At 63.0% G+C, this 20,654-nt stretch carries 18 protein-coding genes and 1 pseudogene; 13 read left to right on the top strand and 6 right to left on the bottom strand.

What is annotated here, in order from left to right; all coding sequences use genetic code 11:
• Positions 1-100 precede the first annotated feature (100 nt).
• On the top strand, positions 101-2,404 hold the full coding sequence (locus A9513_RS06185) for a DUF1631 domain-containing protein (protein ID WP_065084242.1): 2,304 nt from the start codon (positions 101-103) through the stop codon (positions 2,402-2,404).
• 10 nt (positions 2,405-2,414) lie between these two features.
• Positions 2,415-2,768, top strand: coding sequence for a PilZ domain-containing protein (locus A9513_RS06180; protein ID WP_065084241.1), 354 nt, complete (start codon positions 2,415-2,417; stop codon positions 2,766-2,768).
• Positions 2,769-3,069: 301 nt separating this feature from the next.
• On the opposite strand, the gene clpB is transcribed toward A9513_RS06180, so the two are convergent.
• The gene (gene clpB / locus A9513_RS06175) at positions 3,070-5,634 is read right to left on the bottom strand and encodes an ATP-dependent chaperone ClpB (protein ID WP_065084240.1); all 2,565 of its coding nucleotides are present in this window, start codon (positions 5,632-5,634) and stop codon (positions 3,070-3,072) included.
• A 536-nt stretch (positions 5,635-6,170) separates the two neighbouring features.
• On the opposite strand from clpB, the gene A9513_RS06170 reads away from it, so the two are divergent.
• From A9513_RS06170 to A9513_RS35975, 5 genes are all read left to right on the top strand, one after another.
• Complete coding sequence (locus A9513_RS06170) at positions 6,171-6,503, top strand: hypothetical protein (protein WP_065084239.1); 333 nt, start codon at positions 6,171-6,173, stop codon at positions 6,501-6,503.
• A 121-nt stretch (positions 6,504-6,624) separates the two neighbouring features.
• Entirely contained in the window at positions 6,625-7,593 is a 969-nt protein-coding gene (locus A9513_RS06165) for a DUF932 domain-containing protein (protein WP_065084238.1), read from the top strand.
• Between the two features lie 75 nt (positions 7,594-7,668).
• Positions 7,669-8,670: a YqaJ viral recombinase family protein gene (locus A9513_RS06160; RefSeq protein ID WP_065084237.1), complete on the top strand. Its 1,002-nt coding sequence runs from the start codon at positions 7,669-7,671 to the stop codon at positions 8,668-8,670.
• A gap of 76 nt (positions 8,671-8,746) precedes the next feature.
• The gene (locus A9513_RS06155; protein ID WP_065084236.1) at positions 8,747-9,688 is read left to right on the top strand and encodes a hydrolase or metal-binding protein; all 942 of its coding nucleotides are present in this window, start codon (positions 8,747-8,749) and stop codon (positions 9,686-9,688) included.
• Between the two features lie 92 nt (positions 9,689-9,780).
• Positions 9,781-10,344 (top strand): hypothetical protein, encoded by a 564-nt coding sequence (locus A9513_RS35975; protein WP_176707220.1) that lies wholly within the window; start codon positions 9,781-9,783, stop codon positions 10,342-10,344.
• A 1-nt stretch (position 10,345) separates the two neighbouring features.
• On the opposite strand, the gene A9513_RS06145 is transcribed toward A9513_RS35975, so the two are convergent.
• Positions 10,346-10,708, bottom strand: a complete 363-nt coding sequence (locus A9513_RS06145; RefSeq protein ID WP_065084235.1) for a helix-turn-helix domain-containing protein — start codon at positions 10,706-10,708, stop codon at positions 10,346-10,348.
• A 143-nt stretch (positions 10,709-10,851) separates the two neighbouring features.
• Between A9513_RS06145 and A9513_RS06140 the strand changes: the two genes are divergently transcribed.
• Positions 10,852-11,301 (top strand): hypothetical protein, encoded by a 450-nt coding sequence (locus A9513_RS06140; protein ID WP_065084234.1) that lies wholly within the window; start codon positions 10,852-10,854, stop codon positions 11,299-11,301.
• A 60-nt stretch (positions 11,302-11,361) separates the two neighbouring features.
• Here A9513_RS06140 and A9513_RS06135 read toward each other — a convergent pair.
• The 3 genes and pseudogenes from A9513_RS06135 to rluD all read right to left on the bottom strand — a co-directional run bounded on the left by A9513_RS06135 (position 11,362) and on the right by rluD (position 14,272).
• A pseudogene (locus A9513_RS06135) lies at positions 11,362-12,357 on the bottom strand (IS30 family transposase).
• Between the two features lie 233 nt (positions 12,358-12,590).
• Positions 12,591-13,316 carry a peptidoglycan editing factor PgeF gene (gene pgeF / locus A9513_RS06130; protein ID WP_065084233.1) on the bottom strand — a complete coding sequence of 242 codons (726 nt, stop codon included), beginning with the start codon at positions 13,314-13,316 and terminating at the stop codon, positions 12,591-12,593.
• A complete protein-coding gene (rluD, locus tag A9513_RS06125) occupies positions 13,313-14,272 on the bottom strand; it encodes a 23S rRNA pseudouridine(1911/1915/1917) synthase RluD (protein ID WP_065084232.1) in 960 nt (319 codons plus the stop codon). The genes pgeF and rluD overlap by 4 nt, the downstream gene beginning before the upstream one ends.
• 147 nt (positions 14,273-14,419) lie before the next feature.
• Here rluD and A9513_RS06120 point away from each other — a divergent pair, with 147 nt between their 5' ends.
• The 4 genes from A9513_RS06120 to A9513_RS06105 all read left to right on the top strand — a co-directional run bounded on the left by A9513_RS06120 (position 14,420) and on the right by A9513_RS06105 (position 18,777).
• A complete protein-coding gene (locus A9513_RS06120) occupies positions 14,420-15,445 on the top strand; it encodes an outer membrane protein assembly factor BamD (RefSeq protein ID WP_065084231.1) in 1,026 nt (341 codons plus the stop codon).
• Between the two features lie 157 nt (positions 15,446-15,602).
• Positions 15,603-15,845, top strand: coding sequence for a PP0621 family protein (locus A9513_RS06115; RefSeq protein ID WP_065084230.1), 243 nt, complete (start codon positions 15,603-15,605; stop codon positions 15,843-15,845).
• Positions 15,835-17,424 carry a PAS domain-containing sensor histidine kinase gene (locus tag A9513_RS06110; protein WP_065084229.1) on the top strand — a complete coding sequence of 530 codons (1,590 nt, stop codon included), beginning with the start codon at positions 15,835-15,837 and terminating at the stop codon, positions 17,422-17,424. The genes A9513_RS06115 and A9513_RS06110 overlap by 11 nt, the downstream gene beginning before the upstream one ends.
• A 15-nt stretch (positions 17,425-17,439) precedes the next feature.
• On the top strand, positions 17,440-18,777 hold the full coding sequence (locus A9513_RS06105) for a sigma-54 dependent transcriptional regulator (protein ID WP_065084228.1): 1,338 nt from the start codon (positions 17,440-17,442) through the stop codon (positions 18,775-18,777).
• A 13-nt stretch (positions 18,778-18,790) separates the two neighbouring features.
• Here A9513_RS06105 and thiO read toward each other — a convergent pair whose 3' ends face one another.
• A complete protein-coding gene (thiO, locus tag A9513_RS06100) occupies positions 18,791-19,900 on the bottom strand; it encodes a glycine oxidase ThiO (RefSeq protein ID WP_065084227.1) in 1,110 nt (369 codons plus the stop codon).
• A 195-nt stretch (positions 19,901-20,095) separates the two neighbouring features.
• Between thiO and A9513_RS06095 the strand changes: the two genes are divergently transcribed.
• Complete coding sequence (locus tag A9513_RS06095; protein WP_065084226.1) at positions 20,096-20,608, top strand: GspH/FimT family pseudopilin; 513 nt, start codon at positions 20,096-20,098, stop codon at positions 20,606-20,608.
• Positions 20,609-20,654 lie beyond the last annotated feature (46 nt).

Here is a 20,654-nt window from a genome sequence, read left to right as displayed (position 1 = left end):
TCTGTGCTTTGCAGGGGGCCAGGCTGATTGCTATATCTGCATGGAAAAACTCGAGTGATCCACCGCGAGTGTAAACGGAACGATCACGCACAGGATGGCCATGAGCAACAAGGACACCCCACCGCCCTCCCCCATCGCCAGCCGGGTGATCCAGCCCCGCTTCGGCGAGTTGGTGCAGGCTTGCCGCCAGTTGGCGATGAATCACCTTGCCGAGCTCCTGGGCAATGTCTTCGCCCAGGTGGACGACGCGCTCTTCGAATGCGCCGAGAAAGCCGAGAACAACCAGGTCCAGGCCCTGTTCTTCGACGCCATGCGCGAAGTCCGCCGCGAGCGGCCGAACCTCGAGCGCTTCTACCACCAGCGCATCGCCCAGGGCCTGAGCGACTTCCTCGAAGGCAAACTGCCTCTCACGGAGCCGCTTGAAGAGCTGGACATGGACCAGCTGACCCTGGTCGGCAACGACGAATATGAAGAAACGCTGCTGGTGACCAACATGGTCAACCAGGTGCGCGCGCACTGTGCACAGCAGCTGTTCGCGCTGGATCAGCGCCTGGCACTGCTCAACAACGGCAGCAAGCTGGGCGAGGACCGTAATCCCTTCGGCCCGCAGGCCATTGCCCAGGCGTTCCGCGACACCCTGGCGCGCAGTGTCTTCCCGCTGCGGATCAAGACCATCCTTTATGTGCTGTTCGACCAACAGGTCATGCAGCATCTGCAACCTATATATGAACAGCTGAACAAGCGCCTGGCCGACGGCGGGGTCCTGCCCAACCTGAAATACCGCCCGCAAGGCCAGCGCCCGGCGTCCTCCCACACACCACGCCCGGCGAAGATTGCGGAGAAAAGCACCACGATGCCGGACGACGGGGCACCAGTGCTGCCGCCCTACAGCGCCAGTGACCTGCCGGACATGCCACCCGGCGACCGCAATGCCCTGTTCGGGGGCCTCGCCGTGCTGCTCGCCGAACGCCGTCGGCGCGGCGACAAGGCCACGTTGTTCGGCAACACCCAGAGTATCGTCAGCTTCGGCCCCACCACCGCCACGACGACCTATAGCGCCAATGAGCTGCTGGAAGCATTGAACCGCCTGCAGCGCGAATCGGCCCACGAGCTGGCCCAGCGCCTGCGCCAGCCGCAACCGGTCGATGCCTTGAAAGCCGATCTGCAGCGCCACCTGGAAGCCGGTAGCGCGCAGCCGAACAATACCCGGCTGACCGACCAGGAAGCCGATGTCATCGACCTGGTGGGCATGGTCTTCGATTTCATCCTCGATGACGAGAACTTGCCCGACAGTTGCAAGACCACCCTCTCCCACCTGCATACCCCACTCCTCAAGGTGGCTCTGCTGGATAAGCAGTTGTTCACCCAGCATCACCATCCCGCCCGCAAGCTGCTCAACGCCATGGCCCAGGCCGGCGTGCTCTATGGCGGCGAGGGCGAGGAGCGCGCTCTGCTGGCGAAGATGCACTGGGTGGTCGAGCGAGTGATCCAGGACTTCGTCGGCGACCTGTCGCTGTTCGACACCCTGCTGGGCGACTTCAACGAGTACGTCACCAACCTGCGGCAGAAAGTCGAGTTGCGCGAGCGCCGCGCCATGGAGGCCGCCCGTGGCCGCGACCGCCTGCTGGCCGCGCGGGAACAGGCGCTGGAGGCCATCGCCAAGGTGACCTGCGAACGAGAACTGCCGGAGCTGGTGCGTAATTTCCTCGAGCTGAGCTGGTGCGATGCTCTCACCTTCATCGTGCTACGCAGCGGCGAGCACAGCGAGGAATGGAAGCGCGCCTGCGAAGTCGGAGAGCAACTGGCTTGGAGCGTCACGCCGCTGGACGCCGCAGGCCGCGACCACCTGCAGGCAATCCGCCTGGCCCTGCTCGAAGACTTGCGCAAGGGCCTGGAGGTGCTGGGCGGTTATCACGAGGACGGCATCCGCCGGCTGCTGCAGGACCTGGTCGCCTGCCAGCACGCGATCCAGGCGCAGAAGCCTCAGATCGCCGCGCAGCTCAAGCAGGAGCTGCCGGAGAGTCCGCTGAGCGTCATGCTCGGCGCCGAGGGCCATACCCTGGCCAAACCCAACGGCGAGGCACTGTCCGAGCGCGTGCGGGTCTTGATGAAGGAGCTCAGCCACCTGGAGTTCGGCACCTGGTTCGAGTTCAGCGACACCACTCCGGCATGCCGGCTCAAGCTTTCCTGGTTCAGCCCGACCACGCGCAACTACATGTTCGTCGACCACACTGGGCAGCGGGTGGCGGTCAAACCGATAGTGCAGTTGGCCCAGGAAATGGAAGCGGGCAAGGTCCGCCTGGTACCGACGGAACAGTCCGCCCCGCTGATGGATCGCGCGCTGAGCGCGATCTACCGGGTCCTGCAACGCTTTACTTCCGGGCGTGGCCCGGCACAGACCTGAGGAGCAGTCGATGGGAGAACGTCGCCAGCACAGCCGGCAGCAGACTGGGCTGACCGTGGAAGTCTTCGACCGCCACTCCGGGCGCAGCCTGGGCCGCCTTGCCGACCTGTCCGCGGAGGGTTTCATGCTCTGCGGCGTGGAGGTTCCCGAAGCCGATTCAGTCTGGGACTGCCGGCTCGTGCCGGCACCGCCGCTGGACGAAATCGGCGAGATCCACCTGGGCGCGGATTGTCTGTGGAGCCGCACCGGCGCCGATGGTCAGCTGGGCTGGGCAGGCTTCCACATCATTGATATCGCCGAGGATCAGGCCGAACTGATCGAGCAACTGCTGGTCATGCTCGGTGGCACCCGCGAGACCGGCTGATCGACGATCCCCCTCAGGAACATGCCAGGCGCCCCGCCTCTCCTGCAAGATCAAGGCCCCTCACCCTAACCCTCTCCCGCAAGCGGGAGAGGGGACCGCTCTGAGCAGGATGAAACAACGGCATCAGCCGGCACCATCGGCCCTCTCTCCGAGGGAGAGGGCCGGGGCGAGAGGGAACGGCTCCATCCGGAAGCAGACTGTTGCGCCTATAGCTGCGCAGCCTGAGGTTTGCGAGCAAGCGAGCGTCAACAAGCCCCATAGAAAAGCCCGCCGATTGGCGGGCTTTTTCGTGGAGCAGGGATCAGGAGAAGACGATCTCGTCGTTCTCGACCTTGGCGTGGATCTTCGCGCCGGGGTTGAACTTGCCGACCAGGATCAGTTGCGCCAGCGGGTTCTCGATCCAGCGCTGGATCGCGCGCTTGAGCGGCCGCGCGCCATACACCGGGTCGAAGCCGACGGCGATCAGCTTGTCCATCGCCGCATCGCTCAGCTCCAGGCTCAGTTCGCGCTCAGCCAGGCGCTTGCGCAGGCGGCCCATCTGGATCTGGGCGATGCCGGCGATCTGCTCGCGGGCCAGCGGTTCGAAGACCACCACTTCGTCGATCCGGTTGATGAATTCCGGACGGAAGTGTGAATTCACCGCATCCATGACCGCCGCGTGCTGGGCTTCACGGTCGCCGACCAGTTCCTGGATCTGCGCCGAGCCGAGGTTGGAGGTCATCACCACCACGGTGTTGCGGAAGTCCACCGTACGGCCGTGGCTGTCGGTCAGGCGACCGTCTTCCAATACCTGCAGCAGCACGTTGAAAACGTCCGGATGGGCCTTCTCGACTTCGTCGAGCAGCACCACGGAGTACGGCTTGCGGCGCACGGCCTCGGTCAGGTAGCCACCCTCTTCATAGCCGACGTATCCCGGAGGCGCGCCGATCAGGCGAGCCACGGAGTGTTTCTCCATGAACTCGGACATGTCGATGCGCACCAGCGCTTCCTCGGTATCGAAGAGGAATTCGGCCAGGGCCTTGCACAGCTCTGTCTTGCCCACCCCGGTCGGGCCGAGGAAGAGGAACGAGCCGCTGGGACGATTCGGGTCCGCGAGCCCTGCACGGGAGCGGCGCACGGCGTTGGAAACAGCCACCACCGCCTCGTTCTGGCCAATGACGCGCTTGTGCAGCTCGTCTTCCATGCGCAGCAGCTTCTCGCGCTCGCCTTCGAGCATCTTGGAGACCGGGATGCCGGTCCACTTGGCGACGACTTCGGCGATTTCCTCGTCGGTCACCTTGTTGCGCAGCAACTGCTTCTCGGTCTGGCCGTGCTGGTCGACCATCTGCAGGCTGCGCTCCAGGTCCGGGATGGTCTGGTACTGGATGCGCGCCATGGTTTCCAGGTCGCCCTTGCGCCGCGCCGTCTCCATTTCCTGCTTGGCCTGCTCGATCTTCTGCTGGATCTGCGCGGAACCCTGGACCTCGGCTTTCTCCGATTTCCAGATTTCCTCGAGGTCGGTGTACTCGCGCTCGAGCTTGGCGATGTCTTCTTCCAGCTTGGCGAGGCGCTTCTTGGTGGCCTCGTCGTCTTCCTTCTTCAGCGCCTCGCGCTCTATCTTCAGTTGGATCAGGCGGCGATCCAGGCGGTCGAGTTCTTCCGGCTTGGAGTCGATCTCCATGCGGATGCGGCTGGCGGCCTCGTCGATCAGGTCGATGGCCTTGTCCGGCAACTGGCGGTCGGTGATGTAGCGATGGCTGAGCTTGGCCGCGGCGATGATCGCACCGTCGGTGATGGTGACGCCGTGGTGCACCTCGTAGCGCTCTTTCAGGCCACGCAGAATGGCGATGGTGTCTTCCTCGCTCGGCTCATCCACCATGACTTTCTGGAAGCGGCGCTCCAGGGCGGCATCCTTCTCGATGTACTGGCGGTATTCGTCCAGGGTGGTGGCACCGACGCAGTGCAGCTCGCCGCGGGCCAGGGCTGGCTTGAGCATGTTGCCGGCATCCATGGCGCCCTCAGCCTTGCCGGCGCCGACCATGGTGTGCAGTTCGTCGATGAACAGGATGACCCGGCCTTCCTGCTTGGACAGCTCGTTGAGCACGGCCTTCAGGCGCTCTTCGAACTCGCCGCGGAACTTGGCGCCGGCGATCAGCGAGCCCATGTCCAGCGCCAGCAGACGCTTGTCCTTCAGGCCGTCGGGCACTTCGCCGTTGACGATGCGCTGGGCCAGGCCTTCGACGATGGCGGTCTTGCCGACGCCGGGTTCGCCGATCAGCACGGGGTTGTTCTTGGTACGGCGCTGCAGGACCTGGATGGTCCGGCGGATTTCGTCGTCACGGCCGATCACCGGGTCGAGCTTGCCGTCCTCGGCGCGCTTGGTCATGTCGACGGTGTACTTGTCCAGCGCCTGGCGCGAGTCCTCGGCGTTCGGGTCATTGACCGCTTCGCCGCCGCGCAGGTTGGCCACGGCATTCTCCAGGGCCTTCTTGGACACGCCCTGGCTGGTCAGCAGCTTACCAAGCTTGGTGCTGTCGTCCATAGCGGCGAGCAGCACGAGTTCGCTGGAGATGAACTGGTCGCCCTTCTGCTGTGCCAGGCGGTCGGCCTGGTTAAGCAGGCGCGCCAGGTCCTGCGACAGGTTCACGTCGCCGGTGGGGTTCTGGATCTTCGGCAGCGTGTCCATCTCTTTATTGAGAGCGGAGCGGAGCGCGGGGATGTCGAAGCCGACCTGCATCAGCAGGGGCTTGATGGAGCCGCCCTGCTGCTCGATGAGCGCGGACAGCAGGTGCACCGGCTCGATGGCCGGGTGGTCATGTCCAACGGCCAGGGACTGGGCATCGGAGAGTGCAAGCTGGAGCTTGCTGGTCAAACGGTCGATTCGCATGAGGGTCGTCCTTCCTTTCTATAGGCGGGTCGGAGCGATGAGTGCCCCTGGTCACGACTAACCCGCCGGGATGCCAGATAGATAAGGGCTATTTTGGTCGGTTCAAGCCATTTAGCCATGACACCGGTCAGATCGTGGTATTGGCATGGAGTCCGGCGCAATTTGACGAGAGCGTTCCTAACAGCGAATCTTTTTCTCGAAGCGCACAGAGAGTCCGGTTGTCGCAAACAAGATCCACTCCAAGAGCAGGACACCTCCCAGAGAAACATCCGCCCATACGGAGCTCCCCCTCAGAAAGCAGATTGAGACCGAAGACTCATGTCACGAGTGCTCCATTGAGGCCGGAATGATCGGTCGACCTGAGCCCCTGATGCCTCGATGAAGCGAGAGAGCTTTCGCCTATGTAGACCAGCCATCCTGTCGTGATGTCGGAGGCCATCACCTCGATTCAAAGAAATTTCAGACCTGTATCACCTAAGGGAAGACGGGCACGTATGGCCCTCTTCAGCCCTTTCCGTTGAACAGGAGTCTGAAAAATGCCGATTTACTGCCCTTCCTGTAATTCTGAGCACATTCGTACCCGCAATTTCGCCCGCAAAGTGGGCGGCGCAGCCGGAGCGCTCGGTGGCGCAGCGACCGGTGCCGCCAGCGCGGTCACAGGTGCCCAAAGTGGCGCAGCTCTGGGCGCCGTTGCGGGTCCCATTGGCGCCGTACTCGGCGGCGTAGCAGGCGCCATTCTGGGCGGCCTGGCAGGCGGAGCTGTCGGCAGCCTGGCCGGTGCACGCATGGGCGAGGAAATCGATGCCCTGGTGCTCGACAACTTTGAATGCCTGGCCTGCGGCCAGGTGTTTTCGGTCAGCGAAAACTAGCCCTTCCCGGTCATACGGCGCTCCCATGCGCGTCCTTTCCTCTCATTTTTTCCACACGTCGATGCTCGCTACTGAAGCGAGTATCGGCGCTCGCTGGCTCATCTCTGGCAAGGAGATCTTTATGGCTCATCTCATCGAACAAATGGCTTATGTCGGTACCACACCATGGCATGGCCTGGGCAATCAACTCACCCAGCAACAACCCATCGAAGTCTGGCAACGTGAAGCCGGCATGGACTGGGAAATTCTCGAAAGTCCGGTTCACTTCAAGTCCGACGCCATCGGCCATCTGGGCACCATCCACTCCTTCCCCGAGCAGAAGGTGCTCTATCGCTCGGACAGCAAAGCGCCGCTATCGGTGGTTTCCCAGCGCTACCACACCGTACAGCCACGCGAGGTGCTGGAATTCTACCGCGATCTCACCGAGGTCTCTGGCTATGAGCTGGAGACTGCTGGCGTGCTCAAGGGAGGGCGAAAGTTCTGGGCGCTGGCACGCACGGGGCAAGGCACAGCCCTGAAGGGCAATGACCAGGTGAATGGCTATCTGCTGCTGGCCACCTCCTGCGACGGCACCCTGGCCACCACGGCGACGCCGACCACGGTGCGCGTAGTGTGCAACAACACCCTGACCATCGCCCTGGACGGTACTAGCCGGGCAATCAAGGTGCCGCACAACACCCGCTTCGATCCGCAGTTGGTGAAGAAGCAACTCGGTATCGCCGTCTCGCAGTGGGATGAGTTTATGTATCGCATGCGGACGTTGGCTGAGCGAAAAGTGAAATCCAAGGAGGCGTTGAGCTTCATCACCACCGTACTCGGCGACAGTTTGCCTACCAGTCAGCAAGGCAAGACTGTGCCGAACATTCGCGCCATGCAAAAGGTGGAAAGCCTGTACCAAGGACACGGCCGAGGCAGTCAGTTGGACTCAGCGCGCGGTACAGCCTGGGGACTGCTCAATGCCGTCACCGAGTTCGTCGACCACGAGCGTCGTGCGCGCAGCAACGAGTACCGCATGGACTCGGCCTGGTTCGGCCAGGGCGCCCAGATCAAGCAACGCGCCCTGGATGCCGCACTGCGCCTGGTCGCCTAACCCGTTCGTTCATCAATCCTCTCGCCCGATCAGCCTCGCGCTGATCGGGCGTTTTTATGTCTGCAGGTGAATACGATGAAAGCAACCTCATTGCATGACAGCACCCGCCCCCGTCCGGCCCTGCGCCTGGTCAGCACCAAGGATCTATCTCGTGACGAGTGGCTGTCAGTGCGTAAACACGGTATCGGCAGCTCGGATGCCGCCGCCGCAGTCGGCCTCAATCCCTACCAGTCGCAACTGGAGTTGTGGCTGGAGAAGACAGGCCGCGATGCCCTGTTGCCCAAGAGCGATCCCCTCGATGAAGACAGCCCTACCTACTGGGGCAACATCCTCGAACCTATCGTCGCCACCCACTACACTCAACGCACCGGCAATCGGGTACGCCGGATCAATGCCGTGTTGCAACATCCCGATCCTACTCTGAGTTGGATGCTCGCCAATATCGACCGCGAGGTGATCGGCGCCAACGATGTCCAGATTCTCGAATGCAAGACCGCGGGCATCAATGGCGCTCGACTTTGGAAAGAAGGCGTACCGGTGTATGTGCAACTGCAGGTCATGCACCAGTTGGCAGTGACCGGTAAACGGGCCGCCGATGTGGCTGTACTGCTCGGTGGTCAGCACCTGGAGATCCATCGCATTGAGCGCGACGACGAGCTTATCGCGCGGCTGATCGAATTGGAGCGGGACTTCTGGAGCTACGTGCAACGCGATACGCCGCCACCGGCGGATGGCTCCAACTCCGCGGAGCAGGCGTTGCGCTGTCTGTACCCACAGGATAGCGGCAGCACCCTGGACTTCACCCAAAACCCTCTCCTGTCGGGCGCCTTCGATGAACTGCAATCGGTTCGTGCCAGCCTGGAACTTCAGGGCAAACGCGAAGCCGAGCTGAAGCAGCAACTACAGCAAGCCATGGGCGAGGCCAGCCGGGCGCAGTTCGCCAATGGCTCGGTGTCCTGGCGCAAGGCCAAGGACAGTGTGGTGCTCGACGTACCGCGGCTGCTCAAGGAAAAGCCCTACCTGTTGGCACGCTATCCCTGCACCAAGACCGGCAGCCGCCGCTTCCTGATCCTCTGATCTCGTTTCCCCCATTGGCCACTCCGGCGCTCATGCGTCGGGGTGGTCTTTTTTATTCTTCCACTGGAGAACCACCATGCTCAAAGGCTTGGCCATTACCCCGCCGGTGCTCGGGCGGATTTCCATCGGCAAGGTCGTCGAAAAGAACGGCAAGCGCCTGCCGGAGAAGGACGACCAATTCACAATTACCTCGCAGGTGCAACTGCGCGATGGGTGGATCAATCATCCCCTGGACGAAGCGTTGCGTAAGGCCCAGGGCGGCAAGATCCGCTGCATCCCGATTCGACTGATGTTCAACGCACCGGAACTGAATTTTCGCGCCGAATATTGCCTGTTCGACCGGCAGTCGGGGAGGCCTTCTTGCGTCGGCAACGGCGAAACCTGCAAGCGTCGTGGCCAGGACGGTATCGAGTCGCTGCCCTGCCCTTCACCCGATGCCTGTCCCCTGGCCAAGGGTGGAGCCTGCAAGCCCTACGGTCGACTCAATGTGGTCATCGGCGATGAGGATGCGCTGGGTAGCTTCGTCTTTCGCACGACCGGCTTCAACAGCATCCGCACCCTGGCGGCGCGACTGCAGTACCTGCAGGCCATCTCCGGTAATCGCCTGGCCTGTCTCGCCCTGGAGCTGCGCCTGCGCGGCAAGTCCACCCGTCAAAGCCATGGTTCGCCGATCTTCTACGTCGACATCACCGTACGTAACGGCGTTGCCCTAGAGCTGGCATTGCAGCAGGCGCGCGAGCTCGATGAACTACGCCAGGCTTCGGGGTTTGATCAGGCGGCCCTGGATGCCACCGCTCGCCTGGGCTTTGCCAATGGCGCCTTCGAGGACAGCGAGGACGAAGGCAACGCCATCGTCGATGAGTTCTTCCCTGCACCGTCTACCGATACGCCAGCCCAAGCGTTATCGCAGCCCAAGCACTCGGCGCCCCTGCCAACGAGTGGCAAATCCCACTCCACGCTTTCCAGCTTACTGAAACAACGTGCCGAAGCGCGCTCGCTCGAGAACCCACCAGCCTGAGACGGCATAAACAGGAGCCCCTTTGGGCTCCTGCTGTCCATCACATCTCTTCACTGTCACCGGATGCCAACCTGCATCCGTTCGGAGGCCCCATGACTCTCAATCCCTTTCTCCGCGGTTACGACAAACTGTCCATCCAACTGCTGGTACAGGACCTGCAACCAGGTGGCTCGCTGCGAGCGTTGTCCTACGTGATCCACGCAAAGGACCGGGATCACACACTGGTCCTGGGTGTACAACCCACACTGGAGCAGGCACAGCAAATCGTTGAACGGCTGACCTTCGCGACTGGGCATTTCAGCCGCTGCTGGGAAATCAGTACTGCGCATCTGCCAGAAGCCGTCGTGGACGAATTGTTCAGCCTCGCCTATGCCGATAAACCACTGCACTTACGCGAACTACACATCGAGTTCTTCGAGATGTCCGGACACAGTGTCGTCGGCTGCAAACTGAGAAATACCCCCTGGACGGAGGATAACCTGGAACTGTTCAGCACCCGCCCGGCCGATTTGCGCCAGCGGCAGCTGGACTACGGCTTGCCCGTAGAATTCGTCGACATCCTGCACCTGGCTGGGAAAGCCAATGTGCGCTTTCTGTTGCTCGATCCAGATGCGCCGACGCTGGCGGGATTACCGTGCTTCGCGAACATGGCCTAATTCAGCGAGCCTTTCCCTGCTTGCGGCTAAGCCGCCCGCTCAACTGCTCCACGATCTCCATCACCAACAGACGATCCGCCTCGTTCAGTCCACCCAACAGCTGGCTGATTCGGCTCGTCTGATCGGTCACGCGTGAACTCGACTCATTGAGCAACTCGGCTGCCTCGCAATCGAATACCGAGGCCAGTTCGAGCAAGCGCAGCACCGTCGGAATGACCACCCCACGCTCGATGCGTGATACCGCCTCGCTCCCCACTCCGAGGCGCTCGGCAACCTCCTCCTGCGTCATGCCACAGCGCACCCGCTGCTTGGCAATCGCTCGGCCCACAACTTCAGCCAAGTGTTTCTGATCAATCTCGGACATGACGCCTCCCATCTCAACCTTGATGGTTGGCTACCGCCCCATTGACATGAAGGACACAAAGCGATGATTCTCAACCTATTAGGTTGTATCCCTACTCAGAAACCACTTTCCTCTCAGCTCTATCAACAAAAGGACGTGTCCTCATGAAAAGGAATCTACTGCTCGCAGCTTTTTTGACAGCGGTTGCCGTCTCCGCAGCCAGCGCTGGCACTTACGAATGGACTAGCGGTTACGCCCAAGGGGTCCAAGAACACTTGGTCGACGATGGCAATGGCAACGAACTGAATATCTCCTGCCCGGACGATGGTGAAAGTGCCGTCAGCGCCTACGCCTCGATTGCAGGCAAGCAGTACTCGTCCAACGACGACATTGGCTTCGATGTCATCGTCGACGGCACTACCTACAGCAATCCCTTCTTCACCGACTGCCATGCCTGTGGCTCCAACTTTCCTGGATTCTGGGCGGCGCTGCGCAAGGCCAACAACCTGCAGATCAGTGCAGAGGGCAAGACAGTGAAGCTTCCGACCAAGAATCTTTCACAGGTTCTCCAACCTCTGAACAGCAATAAAAACCTCTGTCGTTCCGCTTGGTAGTTCAGCCCGGAGCGACAACTTATATCCTTGGCGATTTCAGAGACCGAGCGCAACACTCTGTCATTGAGTTACGGATGGACTCTCATGATGCTTGGCTATCATCGCCGTCATCATTTCGATGGGACACTTGTAATTGAAATGCTGACGCGGGCGGATATTCCACTCGTAGGCAATAGCATCCAGTTGCTCCTGGCTGTGGCCAGACAAGTCCGTGTCTTTGAGCAGGTACTGGCGAATTAGGCCGTTGATGTTTTCGTTACTGCCGCGCTGCCAAGGGCTATGCGGCTCACAGAAGTAAACAGCCACTCCAGTACGCTGGGTGATCTCGGCATGACGCACCATTTCCCGGCCCTGGTCGTAGGTCAACGTTTTACGCGCAGCCCGCGGCATGCGGTTCAACGCGGCAATGAAACCCTCGACAGCCGAGGTGGCGGTTGCGTCGTTCATCTTCACCAGCATCAGATAACCCGTGCTGAGTTCTACCAGTCTTCCCACCGCAGAAGCATTGGCTTTGCCCTTGATCAAGTCACCTTCCCAGTGACCCGGCGTCAGGCGATCCTCCACCTCCGGTGGTCGCACATGAATACTGACCAAGTCGGGGATTTAGTCACGACGGTCAACCTCGCCCGCGCGGGGGCGGCGACTGGTTTTGCCTTGGCGCAGGCAGATGATCAGCGCCTTGCGAAGCTCACCGACGGGCAGCGCGTAAATGGCGTTGTAGATTGTCTCGCGACAGACGTACACGTCTTCAAAATTTGGGAATTTCATATCTCGAAGCTTGCCGGCAATTTGCTGAGGAGAAAAGCGCTTTCGCGGCAGATGTACCACCAGGTCGAACAACTCACTGTCCGGCAGCAGCTTGCGCTGAGGACGGCAGGCGGTGCGACGCTGGCGCATGTGCTGTTGAGCTTGGCTCGCCCTGTAATAGTTGGCCTCGGAGCTGTTGCGACGAAGCTCGCGGCTGATGGTCGAGGGACTTCGATCAAGCATTCTGGCGATGGCTCGCTGGCTCAAACCCTGAAGCTGGCCAAGCTAGATCGTGATGCGTTCTTCGATACTGAGTTCTTAGTAGGTCATGGCAACACCGTACCGGATTGGTCAGGTGTTGCACTCAGCTTTTGCCGCCGTCAGGATTTTTCGTTTTCCTACGCGGGCTGTTGACGCTGATAGACCCGCAATACTCCAAGACGGGCAACGGCTGTTTGCCGTATCCACTGGAGACCATGCCTTGCCCCCACCCGCCGCAAAACTGATTCGCCCTGCTTCACCGAAGGAGTCGAACGGTGAGGTTATGCTAACCAGACCAGACTGGCCAGGCGGCCGGTGCAGGCATTGCGGCGGTAAGAATAGAAGTCCTCGGTGTCAGTGAATGTGCAGAAGTCCCCACCGTAGACGGCAGTTACACCCTTCACCGCGAGGCGGATACGCGCCAGTTCATAGATGTCGGCCATGTACTTGCCCGCATTGGCACTGGGCAGGAAGGCGTGCTCGGCTTCGGCGTGGCCCTTCAGGAAGGCTTCACGCACTTCCGGGCCGACTTCAAAGGCCTGCGGGCCGATGGACGGCCCCAGCCAGACCAGCAGCTCAACCGGCGCGAGGCCCATGGCGTCCACGGTTGCTTCCAGAACGCCGCCCGCCAACCCGCGCCAGCCGGCGTGGGCTGCACCGACACGAGTACCCGCGCGGTCGCAGAACAGCGCCGGCAGGCAATCAGCAGTCATGATGGTGCAGGCAATACCACGCGTGGCGCTCCAGCTGGCATCCGCAGTGGAGACAACAGACGGATCCGCCTCGACCACATCGATACCGTGAACCTGGCTCAGCCAGGCAGGCTGGCAGCCCAGCTCGGCGGTCAGGCGGCGGCGGTTCTCGGCCACGGCAACCGGGTCGTCACCGACATGGTCACCGAGGTTGAAACTGTCGAAAGGCTCGAGGCTGACGCCGCCGGCGCGGGTCGTCACGCAGGCGCGGACGTTCGCTGGAATCGGCCAGTCGGGCGTCAGCCACGGGCTCATACGAAGGACTCGTTGTCCTGCCGCAGCAGGCTCAGCAGCCAGGTGAAGTCATCCGGCAGCGGCGACTCCCACTTCATACGCACGTTGGTGGCCGGGTGATCCAACTCCAGGAAGCGCGCATGCAAGGCCTGACGCGGGAAATCGCGCAGGGACTCGATCAGCGACGGGCTGGCCCCCGGCGGAATGCGGAAACGTCCGCCGTAGGTGGGGTCGCCCACCAGCGGATGGCCAATGTGCGTCATATGGACGCGGATCTGGTGGGTACGTCCGGTTTCCAGCTTCACCCGCGTGTGGGTATGCGCACGGAAGCGCTCCAGCACGCGGTAATGGCTGATGGCGACCTTGCCGGTCTCGATCACCGCCATCTTCTGGCGCTGTACACCATGACGGCCGATGGGCGCGTCGACGGTGCCGCCAGCGACGATCACGCCGGTGACGATGGCCTCATAGATGCGGCTGACGCTGCGCGCCTGGAGCTGGGCAACCAGATTGGTGTGCGCTTCCAGGGTCTTGGCCACCACCATCAAGCCGGTGGTGTCCTTGTCCAGGCGGTGCACGATGCCGGCGCGCGGCACGTTGGCCAGGTGCGGCACATGGTGCAGCAGCGCATTGAGCAGGGTGCCGTCCTGGTGGCCGGCGGCGGGGTGAACCACCAGGCCGGTCGGCTTGTCGATGACCAGGATGTGGTCGTCTTCATAGACGATGTCCAGCTCGATGTCCTGGGCAACCCACTCTCCCTGGGCTTCCAGCTCGACGTCCAGTTCCAGGCGCGAGCCGGCATGGACGATGTCGCGCGGACGCAACACGGCGCCGTCGACCTTGAGACGACCGTCCTTGATCCAGCCAGCCAGGCGGGAGCGGGAGTGGTCGGAGAAGAGCTGGGCGGCGACCTGGTCGAGACGCTGACCACCGAGGTCGAACGGCACTTCTGCCGCGAGTTGGATCATATTGGACATGACGGGACACGAAGGGCGCGCGGCCTTTTGGTTCAGCGGCACGCTGTGGTTAAATACGGGGCCTTTGTCCCAGGGGTATCCCTGGGGCGCCAATCATAACAGACGGTTGCGGCCGCGACAGCCGACCGTCCAGGGACGCAAGCCGCCATGCAAGTGAAACACCTGCTGCTGATCGCCACCCTCGCCTTCGTCACCGCGTGCTCCTCCAAGGGCGACAAGGTCGATGAGAACCTGAGCGAAAGCCAGCTGTACCAGCAGGCACAGGAAGACCTCAACAACAAGAGCTACACCAACGCCGTGGCCAAGCTGAAGGCGCTGGAGTCCCGCTACCCCTTCGGCCGCTATGCCGAGCAAGCCCAGTTGGAACTGATCTACGCCAACTACAAGAACATGGAGCCCGAGGCCGCCCGCGCCTCCGCCGAGCGCTTCATCCGCTTGCACCCGCAGCACCCGAACGTCGACTACGCCTATTACCTCAAGGGCCTGGCCTCCTTCGACCAGGACCGCGGCCTGCTGGCGCGCTTCCTGCCGCTGGACATGACCAAGCGCGACCCGGGCGCCGCCCGCGACTCGTTCAACGAGTTCGCCCAACTGGTCAGCCGCTACCCCAACAGCCGCTACGCCCCGGACGCCAAGGCGCGCATGATCTACCTGCGCAACCTGCTGGCGGCCTACGAAGTGCACGTCGGCCACTACTACCTCAAGCGCCAGGCCTACGTCGCCGCCGCCAACCGTGGCCGCTACGTGGTCGAGAACTTCCAGGAAACCCCGGCTGTCGGCGATGGCCTGGCGATCATGGTCGAGGCCTACCAGCGCCTGGGCCTGAACGACCTGGCGGACTCCAGCCTGGAAACCCTGAAGACCAACTACCCGGACAACCCCAGCCTGAAGGATGGCCAGTTCGTTCCGCGTGAAGACGAAGCCGACAACCGTTCCTGGCTGGCCAAGGCCACCCTGGGCCTGATCGAGACCAACGATGCCCCGCCGCACATGGAGACCCAGGCATCCAAGGACGTGATCAAGCAGTACGAAGACGCCGAACAGCAGATTCCCGCCGAGCTCAAGCCCGAGAACCAGAGCGACGTGGAAGAGGAGCAGCACGAGTCCGAGGGCAACGCCGGCAGCAGCGACCGCTCCTGGTTCAGCTACATGACCTTCGGTATCTTCGACTGATACCAGCAGGTTCGACGAAAAAGGGAGGCTTCGGCCTCCCTTTTTTCATACTGGGCAGCCATGGGCGCTTTTTGCCGATGGACCGCAGGGTGCGCGCACGGGCTCACTGTGCGTCACCGCGCGGCTTGGATAAACTGCCGCTCTTTATGCACAAGGGATTGCCATGACCCGTCTGCTATTCTGGATCGCCCTCTTCGCCCTCGGCTGGTGGTTGTGGCGCAAAGCTACCCGGCCGGCGCGTACCGTCGACAAGCCCAAGGGCGACGACCCGGCCGCGCCTATGGTCCGTTGCGCGCAGTGCGGCGTGCATGTGCCGCAGACCCACGCCCTGCAGGACGAGAGCAAGTGGTACTGCAGCCGCGCGCACCTCGAACAGGACCGCTCCGACCGTGGTCGCTGAAGGGATCTCCCTCACGGGGCAAGGCCTGCGGGTCCTGCGCCTCTACCACCTTTATCGCCTGACCATCGGGCTGGTGCTGGTGCTGCTGATCTCCAGCAGCCTCGACGATGACTTCCTCAAGCTGGCCCATCCCGAGCTGTTCCACATCGGCTGCTGGATCTACCTGGTTATCAACATCTTCATCGCGGCCCTGATGCCGACCCCGCGGCAGTTGCTGCCGCTGTTCATCCTGGCAGCGCTGGACATCTTCCTTCTCAGCGCGCTGTTTTATACCGCCGGCGGCATTCCCAGCGGCATCGGCAACCTGATGGTGGCGGCCGTGGCCATCGCCAACATCCTGCTGCGCGGGCGGATCGGCCTGCTGATCGCCGCCATCGCCGCCATCGGCCTGATCTACCTGACCTTCTACCTGAGTCTCAGCCAGCCCACCGCCCTCAATCATTACGTGCAGGCCGGCGGCCTCGGCGCCCTGAGCTTCGCCTCCGCCCTGCTGATCCAGGCCCTGGCCCGACGCCAGCAGGTGGTGGAGAGCATCGCCGAGCAACGCGCCACCACGGTAGCCAACCTCGAGGAACTGAACGCGCTGATCTTGCAGCGCATGCGCACCGGCATCCTGGTACTGGGCGATCGCCACCGGGTGCTGCTGGCCAACCAGAGCGCGACGGCCTTACTCGGCGGCCATGACCTGCCCGGGCACGCGCTGACCGAGTACAGTCCACAACTGGTCTCCAGCCTGCAGCAATGGCAACAGAACCCCGCCCTGCGCCCGCCGAGCCTGCAACCCATGGACTCCGGTCCGATCGTGCAGCCGAGCTTCATCCCGCTGCGCCGGGGCAACGAACAGCACATCCTCATGTTCCTCGAGGACATCTCGCAGATCGCCCAACAAGCGCAGCAACTCAAGCTCGCGGCCCTGGGCCGGCTGACCGCCGGCATCGCCCATGAAATCCGCAACCCGCTGGGCGCGATCAGCCACGCGGCGCAGCTGCTGCTGGAGTCGGAGGAGCTGGACAAGCCCGACCGGCGCCTGGCACAGATCATCCAGGACCAGTCGCGACGCATGAACCTGGTCATCGAGAACGTCCTGCAACTGTCGCGCCGGCGCCAGGCCGAGCCGCAACTGCTCGATCTGAAATACTGGCTGCACCGCTACGCCGGAGAAATGCGCGAGAGCCTGCGCGACGGCCAGCAGATCCATGTGGAGACCGGCCCTGGCACGGTGCAGACCCGCATGGACCCGCATCAGTTGACACAGGTACTGACCAACCTCGTGCAGAATGGGTTACGGTACAGCACACAAAAGAACGGCACCGGTCAGGTCTGGCTGCGTCTGTTCCGCGACAGCGAAACCGACCTGCCAGTGCTCGAAGTGCTCGACGACGGGCCCGGCATCACCAACGAACAGCGGGGGAAGCTGTTCGAGCCGTTCTTCACCACCGAAAGCAAGGGCACCGGCCTAGGCCTGTACATCTCCCGCGAGCTGTGCGAAAGCAACCAGGCTCGACTGGATTACAAGACGCGTGACGAAGGTGGCAGTTGCTTCCGCATCACTTTCGCCCACCCGCGCAAACAAAGCTAAGAAGACGCAAACACCATGAGCCGTCAAAAAGCCCTGATCGTCGACGACGAACCCGACATCCGCGAGCTGCTGGAAATCACCCTCGGCCGCATGAAGCTGGACACCCGCAGCGCCCGCAACGTCAAGGAAGCCCGCGACTTCCTGGCGCGCGAGCCCTTCGACTTCTGCCTCACCGACATGCGCCTGCCCGACGGCACCGGCCTGGACCTGGTGCAGCACATCCAGCAACGCCATCCGCAGATGCCGGTGGCGATGATCACCGCCTTCGGCAGCCTGGACACCGCGGTGCAGGCGCTCAAGGCCGGCGCCTTCGACTTCCTGACCAAACCGGTGGACCTGGCCCGCCTGCGCGAGCTGGTGAACTCCGCCCTGCGCCTGCGCTCGCCGAATGCCGAGGAAGCGCCGGTGGACAACCGCCTGCTCGGCGACTCGCCGCCCATGCGCACCCTGCGCAACCAGGTGGCCAAGCTCGCCCGCAGCCAGGCGCCGGTGTACATCAGCGGCGAGTCCGGCAGCGGCAAGGAGCTGGTAGCCAGGCTGATCCACGAACAGGGCCCACGGGAGGTCCAGACCTTCGTGCCGGTCAACTGCGGCGCCATCCCCTCCGAGTTGATGGAAAGCGAATTCTTCGGCCACAAGAAAGGCAGCTTCACCGGCGCGGTGGAAGACAAGCTCGGCCTGTTCCAGGCAGCTAACGGCGGCACCCTGTTCCTCGACGAAGTGGCCGACCTGCCGCTGCCGATGCAGGTCAAGCTGCTGCGCGTCATCCAGGAAAAGGCCGTGCGCGCCGTGGGAGGCCAGCAGGAGGTCCCGGTGGACGTACGCATCCTCTGCGCGACCCACAAGGACCTGGCAGCCGAAGTGGCTGCCGGCCGGTTCCGCCAGGACCTCTACTACCGCCTGAACGTCATCGAACTGCGTGTTCCACCGCTGCGCGAGCGACGCGAAGACATCCCGCTGCTGACCGAGCGCGTGCTCAAGCGCCTGGCCGGGGACAACGGACTAGCGACCGCCACGGTCAGTGCCGACGCCCTGGAGAAGCTCAAGAGCTACCGCTTCCCCGGCAACGTGCGGGAGCTGGAAAACATGCTGGAGCGCGCCTACACGCTCTGCGAGAACGACATCATCCAGCCCCACGACCTGCGTCTGGCCGAAGCCAGTGCCCCGGACAATGGTGGCGAAGCCAGCCTCGCACAGATCGACAACCTCGAGGATTACCTCGAGGACATCGAACGCAAGCTGATCATGCAAGCCCTGGAAGAGACCCGCTGGAACCGCACCGCCGCCGCCCAGCGCCTGGGCCTGACCTTCCGCTCGATGCGCTACCGCCTGAAGAAACTGGGGATCGACTGATCCCCGCTCGCTCTCAGACGATGGGCGTCGCCACCAGACGCCCCTGAGGCGCATAAGGCGCCGCCTCGATGATCGGCGGGCGCTTCTGCATCAGGTCCGCCAGCAACTGGCAGGACGCCGGCGCCAGCACCAGACCATTGCGGTAGTGCCCGGTGTTCAGCCAGAGACCCTGATGGCCGGGCACCTCGCCAATGAAGGGAATACCTTGCGGCGAGCCCGGACGCAGCCCCGCCCAGTGGTTCACCGGCACCATGCCCGCCAACGCGGGAATCAGCTCCTCTGCCGAGGCGCGCAAACTGCTCAGGGCCTCATCCGATGGAGTCTTGTCGAAGCCGGCATGCTCCAGCGTGCTACCGACCAGGATGTGCCCATCGCGACGCGGAATCGCGTAACGCCCCTTGGCCAGCACCATGCTGGAGAGGAAGTCCGGGGCGCAGCGGTAAAGGATCATCTGCCCCTTCACCGGCTCAACCGGCAGCACCAGCCCCAGCTTCGCCAGCAACTCGCCGCTCCAGGCGCCAGCCGCCAGCACCACCGAGTCGGCGGTGAAGTCTCCCTGTACCGTGCGGACTCCCCTCACGGCGCTGCCGTCCTTCAGGAAGCCGCTCACCTCGATCTGTTCCCGCACGCTCACATTCGGCAGTCGAACCAGCGCCTCGCGCAGGGACTTGGCCAGGCGCGGGTTGCGCACATTGGCCACGCCGGACATGTACACGGCGCGCTCGAAGCCCTGTCCCAGCACGGGCACCGCCTCATGCACGGCGCCGATGTCCACTTCCGAAAGCGGGCGCCCATGGGCCTCGGCCCACGCCAGGGCTTCGGCCTGGTCATCCAGGTCCAGCCAGTAGAGGCCAGTGACATGTACCTCGGGGTCGAGCCCGGTATCGGCGAGCAGGCGATCGCCCAGTTGCGGATAGAAGTCCTGCGACCAGTGGGCCAGATTGGCGACCGCTGCGCTGTAGCGCCACGGATAGAGCGGCGAAACGATGCCGCCACCGGCCCAGGACGCCTCGCGTCCGGTCTCGCCACGCTCCAGCAGGACCACCTCGGCGCCCGCCTGCCCCAGAGTCCAGGCAGTCAGCATCCCGACTACCCCACCGCCCACCACGATCATGTCCGGCATAGCACGCCCCACATCACAGGAAAACCAACGGCCCATCGCCGGCCGCACACTATACCGGGCATGGACCGCTGACGGAGCAAGACGGAAGTCGATGCGGCATCGGACCGCTCCTACAACATCCATCCAACTCGTCGCCGGGCGCGCCGTGGCTTGCCGCCAATACTTTCCACTCCGAAAGACTCGAAGGATCCGACCATGTCCAGGGAACGGGGCTTTACCCTCGTCGAATTGCTGCTCGCCCTCGCAATCGTCACCATCGCGCTGTCCGTCGCCACGCCCTCCTTCACCGAGCTACTGCGCAACCAACGCGCACGCACGGCAACCCATGAGCTACGCCAGGCCATCGATTTCACCCGGGAAAGCGCCGTCCATAGCGGGCGCCCCATCAGCATCGTGGCCATCGCGGGCAACTGGGCCAATGGCTGGGAGGTCATGGTGGACGCGGACAATACCGGCACTCGCAGCGAGGACAAGCCACTACTCGCCAGCCACGCAACGCTGAATGGCGTCCGAGTCCTCGCCGACAGCACCTCCAGCCGCTACCTCCACTTCACGCCACGCGGCAACGGCATCCAGCCCAACGGCGCCTTCCACTCCGGCACGCTGACCATCTGCGGCGAGGGATCGAGCCACTATCGCATCGTGATCAACAAGGCCGGGCGCATTCGCGAAGAGGTGGGAGATACCAGCAATAGCTGCTCCCGCTGACTCGTTTCACAACCACATCGAGACACGGCTCACAGAAGATCAGCAC

The organism is Pseudomonas sp. AU12215, from assembly GCF_001675465.2.
In the GTDB taxonomy this organism is placed as follows: domain Bacteria; phylum Pseudomonadota; class Gammaproteobacteria; order Pseudomonadales; family Pseudomonadaceae; genus Pseudomonas; species Pseudomonas nitroreducens.
The sequence above is the reverse complement of the archived record's forward strand: the minus strand, read 5'-3'. Positions and strand labels throughout refer to the sequence as shown.